Source organism: Candidatus Brachybacter algidus (assembly GCF_016707225.1).
GTDB classification, from domain to species: Bacteria; Bacteroidota; Bacteroidia; order Chitinophagales; family Saprospiraceae; genus Parvibacillus; species Parvibacillus algidus.
This window is the reverse complement of sequence record NZ_JADJID010000008.1, coordinates 1-17351: the sequence shown is the minus strand read 5'-3', so window position 1 is coordinate 17351 and position 17351 is coordinate 1. Positions and strand designations below refer to the sequence as shown.

General features: G+C 35.5%; 18 protein-coding genes and 1 pseudogene. 6 read left to right on the top strand and 13 right to left on the bottom strand.

The features are described from left to right. The first annotated feature begins 56 nt into the window (after positions 1–56). From IPI15_RS18325 to IPI15_RS18315, 3 genes are all read left to right on the top strand, one after another. Positions 57–3065: a sensor histidine kinase gene (locus IPI15_RS18325; protein WP_287421693.1), complete on the top strand. Its 3009-nt coding sequence runs from the start codon at positions 57–59 to the stop codon at positions 3063–3065. Continuing rightward, positions 3040–3786: a LytR/AlgR family response regulator transcription factor gene (locus tag IPI15_RS18320; protein WP_287405336.1), complete on the top strand. Its 747-nt coding sequence runs from the start codon at positions 3040–3042 to the stop codon at positions 3784–3786. The genes IPI15_RS18325 and IPI15_RS18320 overlap by 26 nt, the downstream gene beginning before the upstream one ends. A 508-nt stretch (positions 3787–4294) precedes the next feature. Continuing rightward, positions 4295–5491, top strand: a complete 1197-nt coding sequence (locus IPI15_RS18315; RefSeq protein ID WP_287405337.1) for a serpin family protein — start codon at positions 4295–4297, stop codon at positions 5489–5491. Positions 5492–5549: 58 nt separating this feature from the next. Here IPI15_RS18315 and IPI15_RS18310 read toward each other — a convergent pair whose 3' ends face one another. The 13 genes and pseudogenes from IPI15_RS18310 to IPI15_RS18260 all read right to left on the bottom strand — a co-directional run bounded on the left by IPI15_RS18310 (position 5550) and on the right by IPI15_RS18260 (position 14953). Then, positions 5550–6098, bottom strand: coding sequence for a DNA-3-methyladenine glycosylase I (locus IPI15_RS18310; protein ID WP_287405338.1), 549 nt, complete (start codon positions 6096–6098; stop codon positions 5550–5552). Positions 6099–6129: 31 nt separating this feature from the next. Beyond that, positions 6130–7040: pseudogene (locus IPI15_RS18305) on the bottom strand (IS982 family transposase). Between the two features lie 250 nt (positions 7041–7290). Then, positions 7291–8019, bottom strand: a complete 729-nt coding sequence (locus IPI15_RS18300; RefSeq protein ID WP_287421691.1) for a hypothetical protein — start codon at positions 8017–8019, stop codon at positions 7291–7293. A 473-nt stretch (positions 8020–8492) separates the two neighbouring features. Continuing rightward, on the bottom strand, positions 8493–9902 hold the full coding sequence (locus tag IPI15_RS18295; protein WP_287421690.1) for an asparagine--tRNA ligase: 1410 nt from the start codon (positions 9900–9902) through the stop codon (positions 8493–8495). Between the two features lie 992 nt (positions 9903–10894). Further along, entirely contained in the window at positions 10895–11362 is a 468-nt protein-coding gene (gene rfaE2 / locus IPI15_RS18290) for a D-glycero-beta-D-manno-heptose 1-phosphate adenylyltransferase (RefSeq protein ID WP_287421689.1), read from the bottom strand. Then, on the bottom strand, positions 11349–12446 hold the full coding sequence (locus tag IPI15_RS18285) for a lysylphosphatidylglycerol synthase transmembrane domain-containing protein (protein WP_287405344.1): 1098 nt from the start codon (positions 12444–12446) through the stop codon (positions 11349–11351). Before IPI15_RS18285 ends, rfaE2 begins: the two co-directional genes overlap by 14 nt. Beyond that, positions 12443–12790 (bottom strand): aspartate 1-decarboxylase, encoded by a 348-nt coding sequence (gene panD / locus IPI15_RS18280; protein WP_287405345.1) that lies wholly within the window; start codon positions 12788–12790, stop codon positions 12443–12445. Before panD ends, IPI15_RS18285 begins: the two co-directional genes overlap by 4 nt. A 117-nt stretch (positions 12791–12907) precedes the next feature. Further along, on the bottom strand, positions 12908–13093 hold the full coding sequence (locus tag IPI15_RS20040) for a hypothetical protein (RefSeq protein WP_353845331.1): 186 nt from the start codon (positions 13091–13093) through the stop codon (positions 12908–12910). 20 nt (positions 13094–13113) lie between these two features. After that, positions 13114–13353, bottom strand: a complete 240-nt coding sequence (locus IPI15_RS18275; protein WP_287421688.1) for an OmpA/MotB family protein — start codon at positions 13351–13353, stop codon at positions 13114–13116. Next, a complete protein-coding gene (locus IPI15_RS18270) occupies positions 13331–13669 on the bottom strand; it encodes a hypothetical protein (protein WP_287421687.1) in 339 nt (112 codons plus the stop codon). Before IPI15_RS18270 ends, IPI15_RS18275 begins: the two co-directional genes overlap by 23 nt. Positions 13670–14282: 613 nt before the next feature. Beyond that, on the bottom strand, positions 14283–14483 hold the full coding sequence (locus IPI15_RS20035) for a M23 family metallopeptidase (RefSeq protein WP_353845330.1): 201 nt from the start codon (positions 14481–14483) through the stop codon (positions 14283–14285). Then, positions 14419–14634, bottom strand: a complete 216-nt coding sequence (locus IPI15_RS18265; RefSeq protein WP_287421686.1) for a M23 family metallopeptidase — start codon at positions 14632–14634, stop codon at positions 14419–14421. The genes IPI15_RS20035 and IPI15_RS18265 overlap by 65 nt, the downstream gene beginning before the upstream one ends. A gap of 25 nt (positions 14635–14659) precedes the next feature. After that, positions 14660–14953 (bottom strand): hypothetical protein, encoded by a 294-nt coding sequence (locus IPI15_RS18260; protein WP_287421685.1) that lies wholly within the window; start codon positions 14951–14953, stop codon positions 14660–14662. Between the two features lie 658 nt (positions 14954–15611). On the opposite strand from IPI15_RS18260, the gene IPI15_RS18255 reads away from it, so the two are divergent. The 3 genes from IPI15_RS18255 to IPI15_RS18245 all read left to right on the top strand — a co-directional run bounded on the left by IPI15_RS18255 (position 15612) and on the right by IPI15_RS18245 (position 16586). Beyond that, positions 15612–15989 carry a tetratricopeptide repeat protein gene (locus IPI15_RS18255; protein ID WP_287421684.1) on the top strand — a complete coding sequence of 126 codons (378 nt, stop codon included), beginning with the start codon at positions 15612–15614 and terminating at the stop codon, positions 15987–15989. Between the two features lie 128 nt (positions 15990–16117). Beyond that, positions 16118–16273 carry a hypothetical protein gene (locus IPI15_RS18250; RefSeq protein ID WP_287421683.1) on the top strand — a complete coding sequence of 52 codons (156 nt, stop codon included), beginning with the start codon at positions 16118–16120 and terminating at the stop codon, positions 16271–16273. 130 nt (positions 16274–16403) lie between these two features. After that, positions 16404–16586, top strand: coding sequence for a hypothetical protein (locus IPI15_RS18245; protein ID WP_287421682.1), 183 nt, complete (start codon positions 16404–16406; stop codon positions 16584–16586). Positions 16587–17351: the final 765 nt, after the last annotated feature.

Below are 17351 nucleotides of genomic sequence, written 5' to 3'. Positions count from 1 at the left end.
TTTGCTAACCATCCAATGGTTTTTAAAGTATATTAGCATCAAGTAAATATCTTTCATTGAAAATATTAATTCAATTAATCATCGTCGTCATATTTTGTGCTGTAGCATTGGATTCAACAGGACAAACGCTGGTTTCAAAGGTTTTACTTCGGAAAGAACAGGGATTGAATGACAGAGAAGCCAATCTGGTGGTCCGTGATTCTTTTGGATTCTTTTATGTGTCTACAGATGTCGGTATAATGCGATATGATGGCAGAGAATTTGTGTCCGTAAATACCAGCAATCTATTTAAATATATCATAGACCCCTCCAGTTTAAAATCCCTATCTATAAGCCCCAACGGCAAAATTTTAGTCAGGTGTGAAGAAAATAAAGCATTGCTCTATATCGATCCTGGAAGCATTGTCTTATCAGCTATTGAGAGTAAGGTTCCAATGGAATACATCGTATCGGGAAATGAAATCTTTGGTGTTAGTAGAGAGAAAGATAGTTATGTAATTTATGTGGTGGATTGGAAGCAAAAGGTCGCATATAAAAAATTATATTCAATCAAGGAGAAACCTGAGAATGTATGCCGGGTTAACGGAGAATTTGTAATTCAAACAAAAAACGGCATATTACTAAAAGGGAAGAAAGGGATGACAATTATTCCCGATAGTAAAGGGAGTATCATCAACAATCAAGGAACAATATTTTTAGCAACAGAGAAATCAATTGCTGTTTATAAAAATGGTGCTTTTAAGGATATATTTAAAATAAAGAAAGATGACTCAGATTGCCGTATCCTTAAAACTGATAAAAAGGGAAACTTGATAGCAGGATATGGCACATTCCCGCGATTTGTAGATAGTTTCTACATCGTTGATAAAGCTCTAAAATGTGTAACTTTCAAAACATTGTCAGAGGATGTCAAAATATCTAAAGATGTCTACACAGATGACGTAAACTTTATGTGGATGATGGCAGGACATCATGGATTGCTAGTCAAAGGTCTACTGCGGGATGGAGCAAAGTTCTACAATCTTAGGCCTTATCTTAAGGATGAAACTTTTGGTTCTGTTATTTCGGGAATAGCAAGTGACGGTGAGGGTAAAATACTTTTCACTCCGGAGAACCAAGATCTGATATATTTAGATACAAAAACGGGAAGAAAAAAAGTTTTGTTTTCAAAAGAAAACGGAGGTCAGGGATTTATTAATAATGGTAAAATATATTATGATACTAAAAGCGGGCACTTTTTTGAATTTGCATATTCAGAGGGTCCGGAATGTTATTTGTTCAAAATTGATCCTAAAAAAGAAGTTTTCGAAAAACATACTATACCCTTTTTGATAAATGATTTTATAATTGATGAGAAGGGTGAAATACTGATTTGTGGTGAAGAACCGGAGAATCAAAATGGAATATTGGCAGCGTATAATTTAATAACAAAAAAAAGTAAAATACTACTAACAACAGCTGCGCGAATAAATACCGTTTATTATGATAATCACACCAATACCTATTTTGTAGGAGCAATGGATGGCCTTTATATATTGGATAGTAATTTTAAACAAATATCAAAAGTTGATGCCCTCCAAACGGATGAAAAAAAATTCATTCAATATTCTCGAATTAATGTGATTAACAGATATAATGATAAAATCTTACTGGGTTCTTTGGGTGGCGGTCTGTATGTGCTGGATGCTGGAACATATGAAGTGGAAAGACATTTGATGACAGGAGATGGATTATCTGACAATAAGGTAGTGGGAATAATAAAAGATCTAAAAGGTAATTGTTGGCTGCCTACTTTTAACGGTATCACGGTAATTAATGCTGATTATACAATAATTTCAGTCATATATCAGCAGGATGGACTTCCTAATAAGGAAATGAATACCAAGGCATATACAATAGATGAAAATGGATTTTTATATTTTGGTACGGTAAATGGCATGGTAGTTATGAACCCGGAAAAAGTGCTACAATGGAAAAAATCACATGGTTTTTTTATTAATCAGGTTCAGGTTAAATATCCGAATAAAATAGAAGTATTAAAGGACTTTTCTTTTAAGAGTAATTTTATTAATATGGAAATTAATTATTTTAAACCGGATTATATTTATAATTTATTTGACAATTTTCCACCAAATATCATCAGTTCCGAAAAACTAACGATCACTACAAAACCAAATACAATCTTTGTATCTAAGGCAGAACCTGGAAGCTATTTAATGAATATTAATTTTCCAAATACGGATAGATTTGATAAATTCAATTTTGAAATTATTCGCGATTATACAAGAATTATTATTGCTGCTGCTCTGTCTTTAATAATTTTTTTATTAGTTCAAATTATTTCCTTACGTAAGAAAAACATAAGGCAAAAAGAAAACGCAATCAAGGCTAAAATCTCCATTCTTGAATTGGAAGCTTTGCAGTCGCAAATGAATCCACATTTTCTATTTAATGCGCTTGGCTCGATCCAATATTATATTCAAACTGAAAACATTGATAAAGCGGATGATTATTTGTCAGATTTTGCACAACTAATGCGGATGATTCTAGAGTCTTCCCATAATAAATTTATTCCTGTAAGTCATGAAATTAAATTATTAACTTTATATATCGGATTAGAGCAGATCAGATTTAATAATAAATTTGATTTTGAAATTAATGTCGGAAAAGACGTAAATCCTGAATTCAACATTCCACCTATGCTTACTCAACCATTCATCGAAAATGCCATTAATCACGGATTGAATAATTTGGCAGAAAGAAAAGGGAAACTTGAATTAACAATTAAAATGCTGGAAAGGGATGTCCTTTCTTTTATTATTAAAGACAATGGAATCGGCAGGATAAAGTCATCAACTCGGGTAAAAAGTCATAAATCACGTGGAACACAAATAGTGAAAGAAAGGGTAGATACTCTGAATGAAACAAATTATTTTAATGTAAAAATTGAAACAAGTGACTTATCAGAGGGAGTACCAGATTCGGGAACGCAAGTCGTCATTACATTTCATGATATGAATACTTTTCTAAATAGAAACAATGGAATTCAAAGCAGTAATAATTGATGATGAGGCCAATCTCAGAGAAGTAATTTCAATCAAGGTTGGTAAACTTGACAAGGATGTCAAGATAGTCGGACAGGCATCTAATGCGGAAGATGGATATAATCTGATCAAAGCAATTAACCCTGATATTGTATTTCTGGACATCACTATGCCCAATGAAAGTGGGCTCGAAATGATGAAAAGATTCGAAACGGTGGATTTTGAAGTGATATTCGTGACAGGTCATAGCGAGTATGGCATAGAAGCTTTAAAGATGGATGCAATTGATTATCTGTTAAAGCCAATCAAATCAAAAGACCTGTTGAATGCGATTCTTAAAGCAAAGTCGAAGATTGGAAATAAACAAAAAATCCGTCAATATGAAGAATTGTTGCAGCGAAGTGAGGAAAGCATTGACCAGAATGTTAAAGTACCAATACCGGGTTCTAATTACTATGATTATATCGAAATATATAACATCATTCGATGCGAAGGATGGCAGAAATACACAAAAATTCATTTAAAAAATAATACCTCCCTATTAAGTTCTTACAACCTGGGTGTATTTAGAGAATTGTTATCTAAGTATGGATTTTTAGATGTGCATAAATCGCATTTAATTAATAAAAAACATATATCTAAATATTTAAATGAAGGAATTATTATCATGTCAGATAATTCGCAGGTACCATTATCTAGAAGGAGAAGAAATGAATTCATGAATGAGGTTAATAAGATTTAATCTCTAACCCAAGTTTCCGTGGTTGATATAAAATCCTAAAAGGATTGCTTTTACTAAATTAGAAGGTAGAAATTAGAAATTAGAAGTTAGAAGTTAGAAATTAGAAGGAAGAAATTAGAAATTAGAAGGAAGAAATTAGAAATTAAAATTAAACTTTGATTGTTGTGTCCAGTGAATGAATCCAACTATCTAAATTGGAAAAAGTCTAAGATAATTAATATTAAAAGCAATGACAAAACATTGATGTTTCCCCTTTTGAGGGCAGCGACATTCATTTCTATTTAATATTTATGTTTAATTTTGAATATCAATGATTCCAAAAGAAGATGAAAAAAGTCGCAACTTCCCCTCTGGCAGATGCTTGCCCGCGTGAATAGGCGGGGGTGGCGAAGCCGGGGTGTCAATTGGTGAAATAATACCGTGCTTTTAAAAAACAATTGGTAAATAAATTAGACTTATTCCAACTTCATTTCTAATTATTTCGTTTTAATAGGATAAATACAGAAATATGAGAAATTTACTTTTTTTACTGTTCGCAATTATTTTGGTTTCATGCGACAAGAATGTCGATAACATCAAAACACCTTTGATCGTGAATAGCAAGTTGACAGGTGATTTGCAATCCGGCGCTATTGAATTATTTAAACAATCGGTTCTAACTGAGGATGCAGATAAAAACGTTATCATCTCCCCATTAAGCATACAATATGCGATAGGAATGTCTGCAAATGGTGCTTCTGGGGTGACTTTGGATGAACTTATGAAGGTACTTGGAGCACCATCCGAACAACTCAAGGATGTAAATGCCAATTTAAAAGCGATCACTTCCAATATAATTGGAGAAAGTAAAAATTATAAAATTGGAATATCTAATGGTGTATTCTTTGATGCATCAAAATTCCAAATGAACGATAATTACAAGGGTGTTCTAACAGAATCTTACCAATCAAAATTGCAGCAACTTAATTTTAAAGAGGTGGACAATAGCCTTAAAGAAATTAATAGCTGGGTCTCAGAAAAGACCAATGGCAGAATACCTAAAGTCCTTGATAATATCCAGGATGATGAATTTATGTTTTTGATAAATGCGTTATACATGAAGGCCACATGGGATCAACCATTCGATGAAAGGGCAACTTATGCAGCAGAATTTAAAGATTCGAAAAATGCAGTTCATCCAATGCAATTGATGAACCAAAGAGCGGATATTGCTTATTACAAATCTGATGCAGAGAAAACGATTGTCATGCCGATGGCTGGAGGCAAACTGGAAGCTGTTTTCATCTTACCTGAGCAGCTTGGAGTGATTGATTACATAAGTCAAATGAGTACTGCAGGTGTTACTAAAATGACAGAAAATGCAGTGAAAAGAGACTTGATGATCGGACTTCCCAAAATGGAATTATTGATGAAATATGACCTTAAAAATATTCTTCAGGATATGAATATCAAAACAGCCTTCGGAGAACAAGCGGACTTCACAAAGATGGGTACTGCCACCAACCAAATAATACTGACAAGAGCGCTTCATGATGTCTTTATGAAGATGGATGAATCCGGTATGGAGGGTGCTGCGGTCACTACTATTGGAGTAGGAGTAACTTCCCTTCCTGAATATGTTGGTTTTGACAGGCCATTCGTAATGTTAGTTTATGAAAAAGCCACAGGAGCCTATTTATTCATGGGTAAAGTAGAAAAGCCGTAAATAATTTTGGAAAAGAACTCATATTATTTGGTCATGATGCACAGCATCATGGCCTTTTTTATATCTCCAGAAATTTAGGATTTGAATTTACTACTTCCTGATATACCATACAATTATGTGCATGGGCACCGGGTAAATATCCCGTGCTCATCAAAAATTCGTTGACAATCTCACCTCCGGTAAATTTGAATGTTTTTTTGAAAATTTTAACCCACTCTTCTTTTGTCAAAGGGTGATGATGATCCAACCAGGCTTCGAATGAACCATGAGATTTTTGGATCTCCAGGATTGATTTTGCGTTTTCAATAGCAGCATTTACCTTCAGACGATTTCTAATGATGCCGGCATCACTTAAGAGTCGCGCTCTATCATCTTCGGTATATTTAGCTACTATGTTAATTGAAAAATTGTCATATGCTGCTCTGAAAGTTGATTCTTTTTTTAGGATCGTCTCCCAACTTAGGCCCGCCTGATTAATTTCCAACACAAGCCGACAGAATAATTCATCATCATTGTGTATCGGAAATCCATATAATTTATCGTGATAGGCTTTGTGGAGTTTTTTTTTGTCTCCTGTCATGATGAGGATGGCGTTGCAATAGGACATATTTGGAATTGTAAATTAACGTGAATAATGGTTAAGCAACATTCAAATATACCTCTTTAGAGAGTTCGGTTGTGCTTAATTTAATGCTAGGTTTTTTAGGAAAGAAATGATATGCACAGAGAGCAGAAATCGCATTGTTCAAAAATCCTTGCAGAGCTCTATGTCTGGTGTGCTGTATGTTACATTGGTTTTTCAATTCGTCATTGACACATTCTATTAGTGCTCGTTTTCTCAGCAGCACCTTATCGTTATCAGATAAGTTCATAGACTTCATGTTTTTACGTCTTTTAAAGATCAAGTCTACACCATCATTCCATAGGAATTGGGCTAGTTTGTCAGATATATATCCTCTGTCGCCGAAGAGTTTTCCGAAAACTTCTTTTACCATTACGGAGAGAATGTCTTGATTCCTGTCATCTACATTTGCCTTGGACAGGTAGAAGTTCAACAACTCACCTTTGTCATTAATGATCAGGTGAAGTTTAAACCCAAAAAACCAGCCCATTGTGCTTTTAGATTTAGTCGCAAAACCTTTGAAAACCTTGTTCTGCTTTTCTCTTTTTATGTGACAAACATTTAAGGTTGTTGAGTCAATAAAGCTAATTCCGGTGCATGCTCCCAAACATCTGTCTTTCAAAAACATCAACAATGGAACAAAAAGTCGGTTTTGTGTCTGATTAAATCGCTCATATGTAACCAATCCAGGAAACAGATCTCTCCAATGAACTAAAACCAATTCATTATAGTATCTTTTAAAATTGGTATAAGAACTCAAATGAAAGCAAATGTAAATCGTCATCTTTTCTGATAGACACAATGATGATTTTCTATTTCTGAATTTCTTATTTCCAGTTGAAATAGCCCTTTTGCACTCAATTTCATCAAATCCTTGCAAAAATCGTCAACAGTAATGAAAATTTCTATAACTTTGTGCTTATCCATAGGAGAATTATTTGATTTATATTGTTGTTTGTCAGACACTAATATATTAAATATTCTCCTATTTTTATAATATTTAGCCTTTTTTCTTATCCATTATTCACGTTAAATTATAAATGATAAGTTTATAGTTAGGCGGGAAGTCAATTGAGTAACTTAATTAGATTGATTGCGGAGAGATTATTGATAAAGTTTGTAAATATTTATAATAAAATTAAAGCAAGTAGGATAGACATGACTTTCATGCTATTTTTCACGTTTTCCATTGTGGAGTTTTCCTCTTTTCCCATAATTTTGAAAATTCAAACATATATTTTCGGGTCATTGTTTCAATTATTCTATCCGTTAGTACATCAAGTTTTTGTTGAGGATTATTCGACATACTTACAGATGATTGCCGTGGGTGAGCCTCCCAAAATACAAATAATATTCTGCCAGTTTCCACGTCTAAATCGTAACCTTTAAAATAAATGTAACCTCTAGCATTCACATCAAATTCTCCTGTCATATCAGGTTTTTCTTTGACAAATCCTTCTGCTTTAATAATGCCTAAGTGATCAATATCGTATTTATCGCCAAAATGTTTAAGTAGATCCAGAATATATTGAGGGGTAGGTTTTATTCTTTCCGCCCTCTTTTCACTATATTTATGAGTTTGGATATAATTTGTATATGCTGTATAAAGAAAGTCTGAGATGCTATCCAACTTGCTTAGATCCGAATAATTGTTATCTGAAATATTTTTAATATTCTGATAATCATTTTCATTCAAAACAGCTTCAAAAGCCTTTTTAAACCTAAGATTATAAGAAGTAGAATAGTTTTTTAATTCCCTTTCTTTTAATCCAACTGTTATATTCCTATTAAACTTATAAAAACGAGCATCAATATGACATAATGTAAATTGGTTTTCACTTTGACAAAAAATAGATGTCTTTGCCAAAAATATAATTAAAAGCAAAAAATAGTTTTTAATTTTCATAATAAGTTCAGAAATTCAAAAGTGATGAAATTTGATATTGCGTGTCAAATCTACTGGAGTCGTTAATTTTTTGGCTTTCTAATTTATTCTATATATCTAAATTATTTTAGATTAAGTTCTAATTGTTTCTTAAAACAACAGAAGCATTGCAAGAATTGACACCCCGGCTGCCGCCACCCCTCTGGCCAGAGGGGAAGTTGCGACTTTTTTTCATCTTCTTTTTAAAACATTGATATTTAACATTATACACATAACGATAAAATAGAAGTGAATGACTCTGCCCTACAAAGGGGAATTCGCTCACCAAAATTATATGCCATAATTGATCATGAATATCTGCGTCATCTGCGTTCCATATTTCTCGAGTTACGTCTTTGATATTGGAAGCCAAGCGCTATATATCAACTAACTTCTAATTTCTGACTTCTAATTTCTGACTTCTAATTTCTGCCTTCTAACTTCTAATTTCTCATCTACGGAAATAACCTACCATATCTTCTCGGGAAGGGTATTGTCTCGCGCATGTGATCTAGACCACAAACCCATCTTACCACTCTTTCTAATCCTAAACCGAAACCGGCATGAGGAACAGAACCAAATCTGCGAAGATCGAGATACCACTCAAATGCTTCAAGTGGTAATTCGTGTTCAGCGATCTTTCTTAACAGCACATTGATGTCTGTCTCTCTTTCTGAACCACCGATGATCTCCCCATATCCGTCCGGTGCGAGTAAGTCGACACCTTTTACAAGATCAGGATTACCATCCACTTCTTTCATGTAGAAAGATTTGATCTTTGCGGGCCAGTTATAGACCATCACAGGAGCATCAAATACTCTGGTCAATACCGTCTCATCACTGTTTCCAAAGTCCTCGTCATCACTGAAATTGCGGGCAGATTCGATCCAACCCGGGATGTTTCTAGTTTTTTCAGTAAGTATTTCTACATCTTTGCGCAGCTGGATGATCTTTCCTTCGTTAAACTTACGTTCGCCCTTGCTGGCAGTTTTAATTTTTTCTTCCCGCTCTGCGATTTCAGCCTGCACTACTGCAAGTTGCTCATGAGCATTCTTAAGGTCTTCTTCCTGAACTTTCAAGGCATTTTTGCCATTGACTTCCAGTTCGCCACGAAGGATCTTGGCAGCATCATTGTGCGTGACTCTTGGGAATGGTTGAAGTACGTTTTTCAATCTGTCAACATCTCTTTCAAGAATGGCAAGTTCTTCCGGACATTTTTCAATGATCCTGCTTACGACACTTTTGATAAATGCTTCGATGACTTCCATGTTCATATCCAGATCAGCAAAAGCGATTTCCGGCTCTATCATCCAAAACTCAGAAAGGTGCCGTGGAGTATCAGATTTCTCAGCACGGAAAGTCGGACCGAAAGTGTAGATTTTACCCATAGCCATAGCCATAGCTTCACCATAAAGTTGGCCGGACTGAGACAAATATGCCGGTTGGCCAAAAAAATCAGTTTCAAACAAAGTCGTCGTTCCTTCTACGGCACTACCGGTAAAGATTGGTGCGTCCATCTGGACATATCCATCTTTCTGAAAGAAATCATGTATTCCCATGATGATCTCGTTTCGAATGCGCATGATGGCCCATTGACGACGTGATCTCAGCCACAGGTGGCGATTGTTGGAAAGAAATGTAACTCCGTGTTCCTTGTTGGAAATAGGATATTCTAAGGCAATACTATACACGCCCATGTCAGTAACCTGGATCTCGTAACCACCTATTTGCTTTTCGTCTTTAATGACATTGCCTTCCACCCAGAAAGAGCTTTCCTGAGTTAGACTGGATGCCTCTTCAAATGCTTCTGCACTCACGCCGTCCTGACTTACTACTGCCTGGCAATAGCCTGAACCATCGCGCATCAGAATAAAGAAAATACCTTTTCCTGAGCGGATATTTGATGCCCAACCTTTGAGTTGGACTTTCTTCCCTTCGTGTACACTGGAGGTCTTTGATATATTGATGTGCCATGATAATAATGTTTGTTTGAGGGTGCAAAAGTAAAATATTTCTGTTACTAAGTGGAGGGCTTTGTCAAAATAATGAATTTAGCTAAAATAGAGTGTGTAGGAAGATGTTGAAGGTGAGGTGAATATTGGGGGAGTGCCATTGTCGATTGCCCATTCGTCTGAACCACTGATTAAACGGATTAAAGGATTTCACTGATTTAAAAATTAGAAATTAGAAATATGAAATTAGAATGATTACTGTAAACGACATTATTTAATTCAAATATCCATTGTTCAATAATCGACTTAAAGTAACATATCGAAGTAAAGCTTGCTCTTATCACTCGATCACTCATTTGTCTGAACCACTGATTGAATGATTTTTCTGATTATACTGATTTTAAAATTAGAAGTTAGAAATATGAAATTAGAATGATTACGGGTAAACGACATTATTTAATTCAAATAACCATTGTTCAATAATTGACTTAAATTAGCATGTCGAAGTAAAGCTTGCTCTTATCACTCGATCACTCATTTGTCTGAACCACTGATTAAACGGATTAAAGGATTTCACTGATTTAAAAATTAGAAGTTAGAAATATGAAATTAGAATGATTACTGTAAACGACATCATTTAATTCAAATATCCATCGTTCAATAATTGACTTAAATTAGCATATCGAAGTAAAGCTTGCTCTTATCACCCGATCACTCATTTGTCTGAACCACGGATTAAACGGATTAAAGGATTTCACAGATTTAAAAATTACAAGTTAGAAAAATGAAATTAGAATGATTACGGGTATGATAAAATGATGTTTTACGAAGAATAGTTTGGAGTTCGTGGTAATCATCAATCGGCGCTGTCAACTGACGACTGATCACTGACGACTGATTTCTATTTACAGTTTCTCAATAATAGATGTCGAAGAATATCCCTCTTCAAAATTAATAATAATGACTTCCCCGCCGTTTTCAGTTACTATATCGGCGCCAACGACTGTATCCGGAGTGTAATCGCCACCTTTTGTAATGACATCCGGAATTAATGCATTTATCACATTAAAAGGAGTTTCTTCCTCAAAAGAAATGACAAGATCGACTGGTTCAAATCCGGCGATTAGTTCCATTCTATCAGCCAAAGTATTGATAGGGCGATTATCCCCTTTGAGTTTCTTCACAGATTCATCACTATTTAAAGCAATTATCAATTTATCACCTAGCGCTTTAGAAGCATTCAGGTATCGAAGATGACCCACGTGAAGTACATCAAAAACACCATTTGTAAAAACGACATTAAAACCTGATTGCTGCCATGTTTTCACCATAGATACAGCGTCTTCCAGGGAATTGATCTTAGTCAATGACATTAGGATTGATTTGGACGTGAACCGGATGATAATTTTTATTGATAAGTGGAAGCAAAATTAGCGATAGGATACCAAATACAATGGTCGTGACGATCTGCACATTGAAAAACATAATATTGGCATAACTGAAGGCATCATCACCTTTGATGCCATAGATGGCAAGAGCGGCCATAGCCATAGCATGGTAAGTACCCATACCTCCAGGAGAAGGAATAATAATCCCAAAACTACCGAAGACAAATACGAGAAGTGCGGCCATAATGCCAAGATGTGCAGTGGGTCCAAAAGAGAAAAATGCGAAATAAGCCATCAGAAAGTAGAAGACCCATATCATCAGACTATAAAATATAAACAATATAGGATGCTTGATATCCTTGATAGTTTTTATTCCTGCGATAATACCTTTCAGAAAACTCTTGATTTTCAGATATAGTATTGATTGTGCTATTCTTTGTTTGAACAGAATAAGTAGCAAAACAAATAGGCCAATTCCTACCAAAAAGGACTGAAAGATCCAACCTTTGGAAAATGCTACCATATCAAAGTCTCTCATATTGGCAGCGAGGTAATCGTGGATCTCTTGGTATTGAAAGTAAAATGCCAGCATGATCACCAAAGACATGGTAGCAAGATCGAGTATTCTATCCAGTGCAATGGTTCCTAAAACATTATCTAACTTAATTTTTTCATATTTCGCAAGGCTACCCCCTCTAACTACCTCTCCGGCACGGGATATTCCCAAATTAGCAAAATAACCAAGCATTATTGTCCAAAATGCATTGCTGAATTTGATCTTGTAACCAAGTGGAGCGCATATCATCTGCCATCTTAAGGACCTTACGACATTGCTTAGTTGGTAACTAATCAACACAGCTATCATCCACCATGGATTGGTAGAGCGGAAATCTGCAACCAGTTTTTTGAATAAGCTACAATCCTCAGGAGCTATACCATCTATGACACATTGGGCCTGAAAGGCTTTGCTTTGAGAACTAAACACCCAATAAAGGATTCCAGCTCCAATAGTCAGGAAAAGTAAAAACTTTAAAATATCACCAAGAAATTTGATTCGGGGACGGCTCACACTATTCTGTTATTTGCATCGGGAAATACCGTTGCCGGTTTAAATTGCTTAGCTTCTTCAGGAGTAAAAAGTCCATAGGCGATAATAATAACTATATCTCCTACATGCACTTTACGGGCAGCAGCACCATTAAGGCATATAGTACCCGTTCCTCGCTCTCCTCTGATGACATAAGTCTCCAGCCTTTCGCCATTGTTATTATTCACTACCTGGACGCGTTCACCTTCGAATAAGTTGGCAGCCTCCATGAGATCTTCATCTATGGTAATACTACCTACATAGTTGAGGTTGGCTTCTGTGATTATAGCACGATGGATCTTTGACTTAAAAAGCTGAATGAGCATAGTGGCGCAAAGTTAATTTTATAATTTAAAAAAACCGCATTAACGGAATGGATGTGATCCAAAGCTCGCAATGCGGTTATTTATTATGCGTTAATTACGGATAGGTCCGAATTGTATTTACATTTTCCTTTCAAGAAGTTTGAAGAATTGATCCAACTGAGGCATGATAATGATTCTGGTTCTTCTGTTAATAGATCTTCCTTCAGCAGTGTCATTGGTCGTCAATGGATTAAATTCACTCTTACCACCTGCAGTGATTCTCTTAGGATTGATCGCATACTTAGTTTGAAGTACTCTTGCTATAGATGTTGCTCTTAGTGCACTCAGATCCCGTTGTCGCGGATACCTGCCTTAACGATCGGAACATTATCCGTATGTCCTTCGATAAGGATCTCAAGATCAGGTTGATTGTTTAATACCTGAGCTACTTTACCTAGAACATTACTTGCTGATTCTGAAATATCATAGCTTCCGCTTTTGAAGAGCATTTTATCAGAAAGAGAGATCATTACAATACCTTTTTCTACCTGGATCTGTACATCATCGTCCTGCATGTTTGCCATAGCACCTTTTAAATTCATGACCAATGTCATATTTAAAGAGTCCTTGCGCTGCTGCAGATTGGATAGTTTGGATATAATTATCTTTAGCACCGATATTATCAAGTGATTTTTTAATACTTTCAGCCTGGCTGCTAGTTACCACAGAAAGGTCTTTCAACTGACCAAGTACGGCAGTGTTATTTTCTCTCATGAAGGCGATCTGCTTGTTAAGTTCTTCGATCTCTTTATCAGAAACCCGACGTCTTTTATCAGCTTCATTATTAGCTGTTTCACAGTCAGTTAATTTAGATTCAAGGGCGACATACTGGTCACTCAATGACTTATACTGAGCCTCAGCGGCTTTAAGTTTTTTTCGGTTTTACAGGAGGAGGTAGCTCCAATTACTGCGAATAATAAAATAAAATGAATAAATTTCATGCTTCTATGGTTTTATTTTAAAAATGCAAATTAAAAATGAATTGTACATTAGTTAGTTAATTTTGGAGAACGAATATAGTCAATCAATTATATATAAATATCTGAAAAACCGTTCTTAATGGGGACAAAGGTATAAAAATTTAGATAAATTATAAAAAAAGTATCTATTATACCATAAAGTTTAGGTAAAATTACTGAGTAAACGTGTAGATATGGATATTGTTTTAATAAACTTAATTTTTGCGTTTTAAATAAAGCTTAAGAGAATTGTTGTTACTTGAACTGAGGTAGAAGTGAGAAATCTGAAATCTGAAATTAGAAATTAGAAACCTGCCCGACAAAGCTCTAGCGGCGGCGGGTTAGAATGAAACTTCGATGATTAAGTCGAGCAAATAAAATCTATTAAATAAATATAAGAAATTAAATAATCATATATTTATAACGTTAATTATCAATATAATAAGCGCCATCAAACCCCAAACTCCAAACCCCAACCATCTAAAGTTTAATCATCAAATCAGGATCAACTGGTTCATTATTTTCCACAATTCAAAATGAAGATGAGGACCGGTAGAGGCTTCTCCGGTATTTCCGATGGTGGCTATTTCCACAGCTTGTTCCACGAACTGACCTACATACACATTGAGTTTAGAATTGTGTTTGTAGGATGATAGAAAAACCTTGAGGATGCATGATCCATACAGTATAACCATTTTCACGTGTATATCCGCTCGCCAATATATATCCTGAAGCTACTGAGAGAATTGGAGAGCCGGACTTGGCAGCAAGGTCTATACCGTAATGATATCTAGTTGGATCGAATTTTGAAGTAATTTCCCCTGATATGGGTTTGATGAAACTCATGGCAGGCAAAGGAACGTGATGTACCTTAATTTCTTTTGCTTTTCAATTGGAATTTCCACTTTTTAATAGTGGATTCTACTTGCTTTTCTTCTTTAATATCAGGAGTTGTGTTGACTCTAGTAATTAAATTCTGTATGGCTTTAAACTTTGTTCTCTTGCTTGGGACAAAGTTTCCAGACTGTCGATGCGAATGGCAAGATTTTTTATAGTCTTCTCCTACCAAAGACTTTGGTAAGGGCCCCAAGAACCTTATGAGGCTGGTTTGGGTAAATAAAATAACGGAAACAATGCATATAATGAGGGCGAATAAGGCAGTCATCCAAATGACTTTTAGAGGATTGTAATAAGCCGCAAACCTTTGTGTCATCGACTTTTCATCGATTATTACTACCTTATACTCCTTTGTAAGATTGTCTTTTAATTTCTGAAAATTAGTTTTTGAGTCATGTGTTATTAATGCCTTGTTTCAAAAGCTAATTGAAGTACGATTTGCGATAAAGTCAGCGGTGAAATTACAAATTTAAATTGGAGTAGGTTTTATTGTTGGGACACAAGAGCAGGGTATAGTTGTCATAGAGTTAGCATAATCTATTTTAAAATTAATATTGATGTAAGATGCTTTTTTGGGTGGAAGTCTTGAATTAATAAGATGTCCAGCATTATTTATATGGTAATTGATCTACTTTGAATATTCGTTAGAATCAAATGTTTTAAGCACTCTTAGTCCTACCTATATTGGTTAGCAGCCTTGGATTTTGCCAATTTATAAAATATAATTGTACTTTTGTGCGAAATTTTGTTAAATACTCGTTCATACACTGTTGAATCGATTTTACGTTATACATAAAGCATTTTTTACTTTGAAGGCAAATCAATCTAAATATTTTTTTCTTCTTTTTTAGCAGTCATCATGACCTCTTGCGCCTCTCCTAAAAGAAAAGGAAGATGTCGGTTTCATAGGTCGTGCCTACCAGAACATGACAGCCTATTACAATGGCTACTTCAACGCTGACGAGATCATAGATGCTGCCATTCTTCAGATAGAAGCCAAGCATCCGGACAACTTCCAAAATCAGCTAGTCATTTATCCTTACCTACTTGATGTAGATAGCAATACGGCTGCAGGTACGCTTAATGTGGCTATTGAAAAACTTAAAAAGGACATCTATCTGCATCAGGCAAGCCATTGGGTAGATGATAGTTATTTCCAAATGGGTAAGTCTCAGTTTCTCAAAAAGGACTTTGAAAAAGCGGAGAACTCATTCAAATACGTAGTTCAAAACTACAGTGCCGAAAAAATGGCCAAGGAGAAATTGAAGAAAATGTCCCCGAAGCAGAAGAAAAAAAGCTGCTAAGAAAAGGGAAGAAGACAAACAAAAAGAATAGAGGAGAGGAGCTGCTGAAAAAGCTGCCAGAAATGGGACTACAAGCAAGGCAACTCCAAAATCAACTTCACCGCAAGTCAGTGAGCCCAAATCAAACGATGAAAATCTATGATGAGAAAATAGCACCTAAGAAAACCACTTCAAATAAAAAAACTAACTCCTGCTCAAAAGAAAAGGCCAAAGAAAAAGCCGCTGATAAGAAAAAGGCAGCTGCAAAGAAAAAAAAGCCAGTGCAAAGAAAAAGTAGGAGATAAGAAAGCAAGTAAAGAGGACGACAGAAATGTTACTGCTATAGATAAGCTATGAAAAGGCTGTAGAAGACCAGAAAAAAAAGACGAGGCAAAAGCAAAAGAGGCAAAGGAATCAGTATCCATCACGGTGATGATGGGCGGATCACCTGAACCTGAAGTAGTTAGTAAGCCTAAGAAATATATATTAAAACACAGACCGGTATTTCAGGAAGTACAGCTTTGGCTGGCTAAAACATATATCCAACGGCAATTCTGGAAGACGGAAGCAGAATACTCCGTAGCCTCAAATCTGATGCCGGTACATTTGATTTTGTAAGGAGAGAAGCCCTGCTTACTGAAGCAATGGTAGATATGGACCGTGGAAATGCTGTAGGAGCTATTCCAAAAAATCACAGCCGCTCTTCCACTTGTAAAAGACAAAAAAAAGAAAGGCTCGACTGACTTATAAACTTGGACAGTTGTACACAAATGTTAAGAAATATGACATGGGCATATGCTCAGTTTGAAGCTGTAGAAAAGCTGAAGCCAAGTTACGAAATGACCTTAATGCAAGACTTGTAAGTACAGTAACAGTCTTGTGATGGGTAATATCTCTAATGATGATCTTAATTCAAAACTTCGCAAGATGCTCAAGGATCTAAGAATGAAGATTATAAGGATCAAATTTATTTCCCTGATGGCGGATGTCAACCTTAAAATAATGATATAGCTTCAGCTATAAAAACCTTCAGGCCGAAGATTCAAGCGAGTAAAAAGGTGCTGTAGATAAGTCGGACAGTTATCTAAAGTTTGCAGATCTGTTCTACGGCAGAGATGAGTTTGATTCATGTATCATTATTATGACAGCACAGGAACAGCTTATCCTGGGATACAAGCCAAGATATAGTGAGGTTATTGAAGGAGATAATTTGAAAGATATAGCTCAACATCGAAACAATCAATTATCAGGATAGCATCCTTCGCATCAGCTTAATGTCCCCGAGCAACAGGAAGAACATGCTAGAAAGCTGATTAAAGGCGGCAAAAGCTAAAGAAAATTGAGTGGCCCCGGAACTGCTGCTTTACATCCCAAGGATTTAAT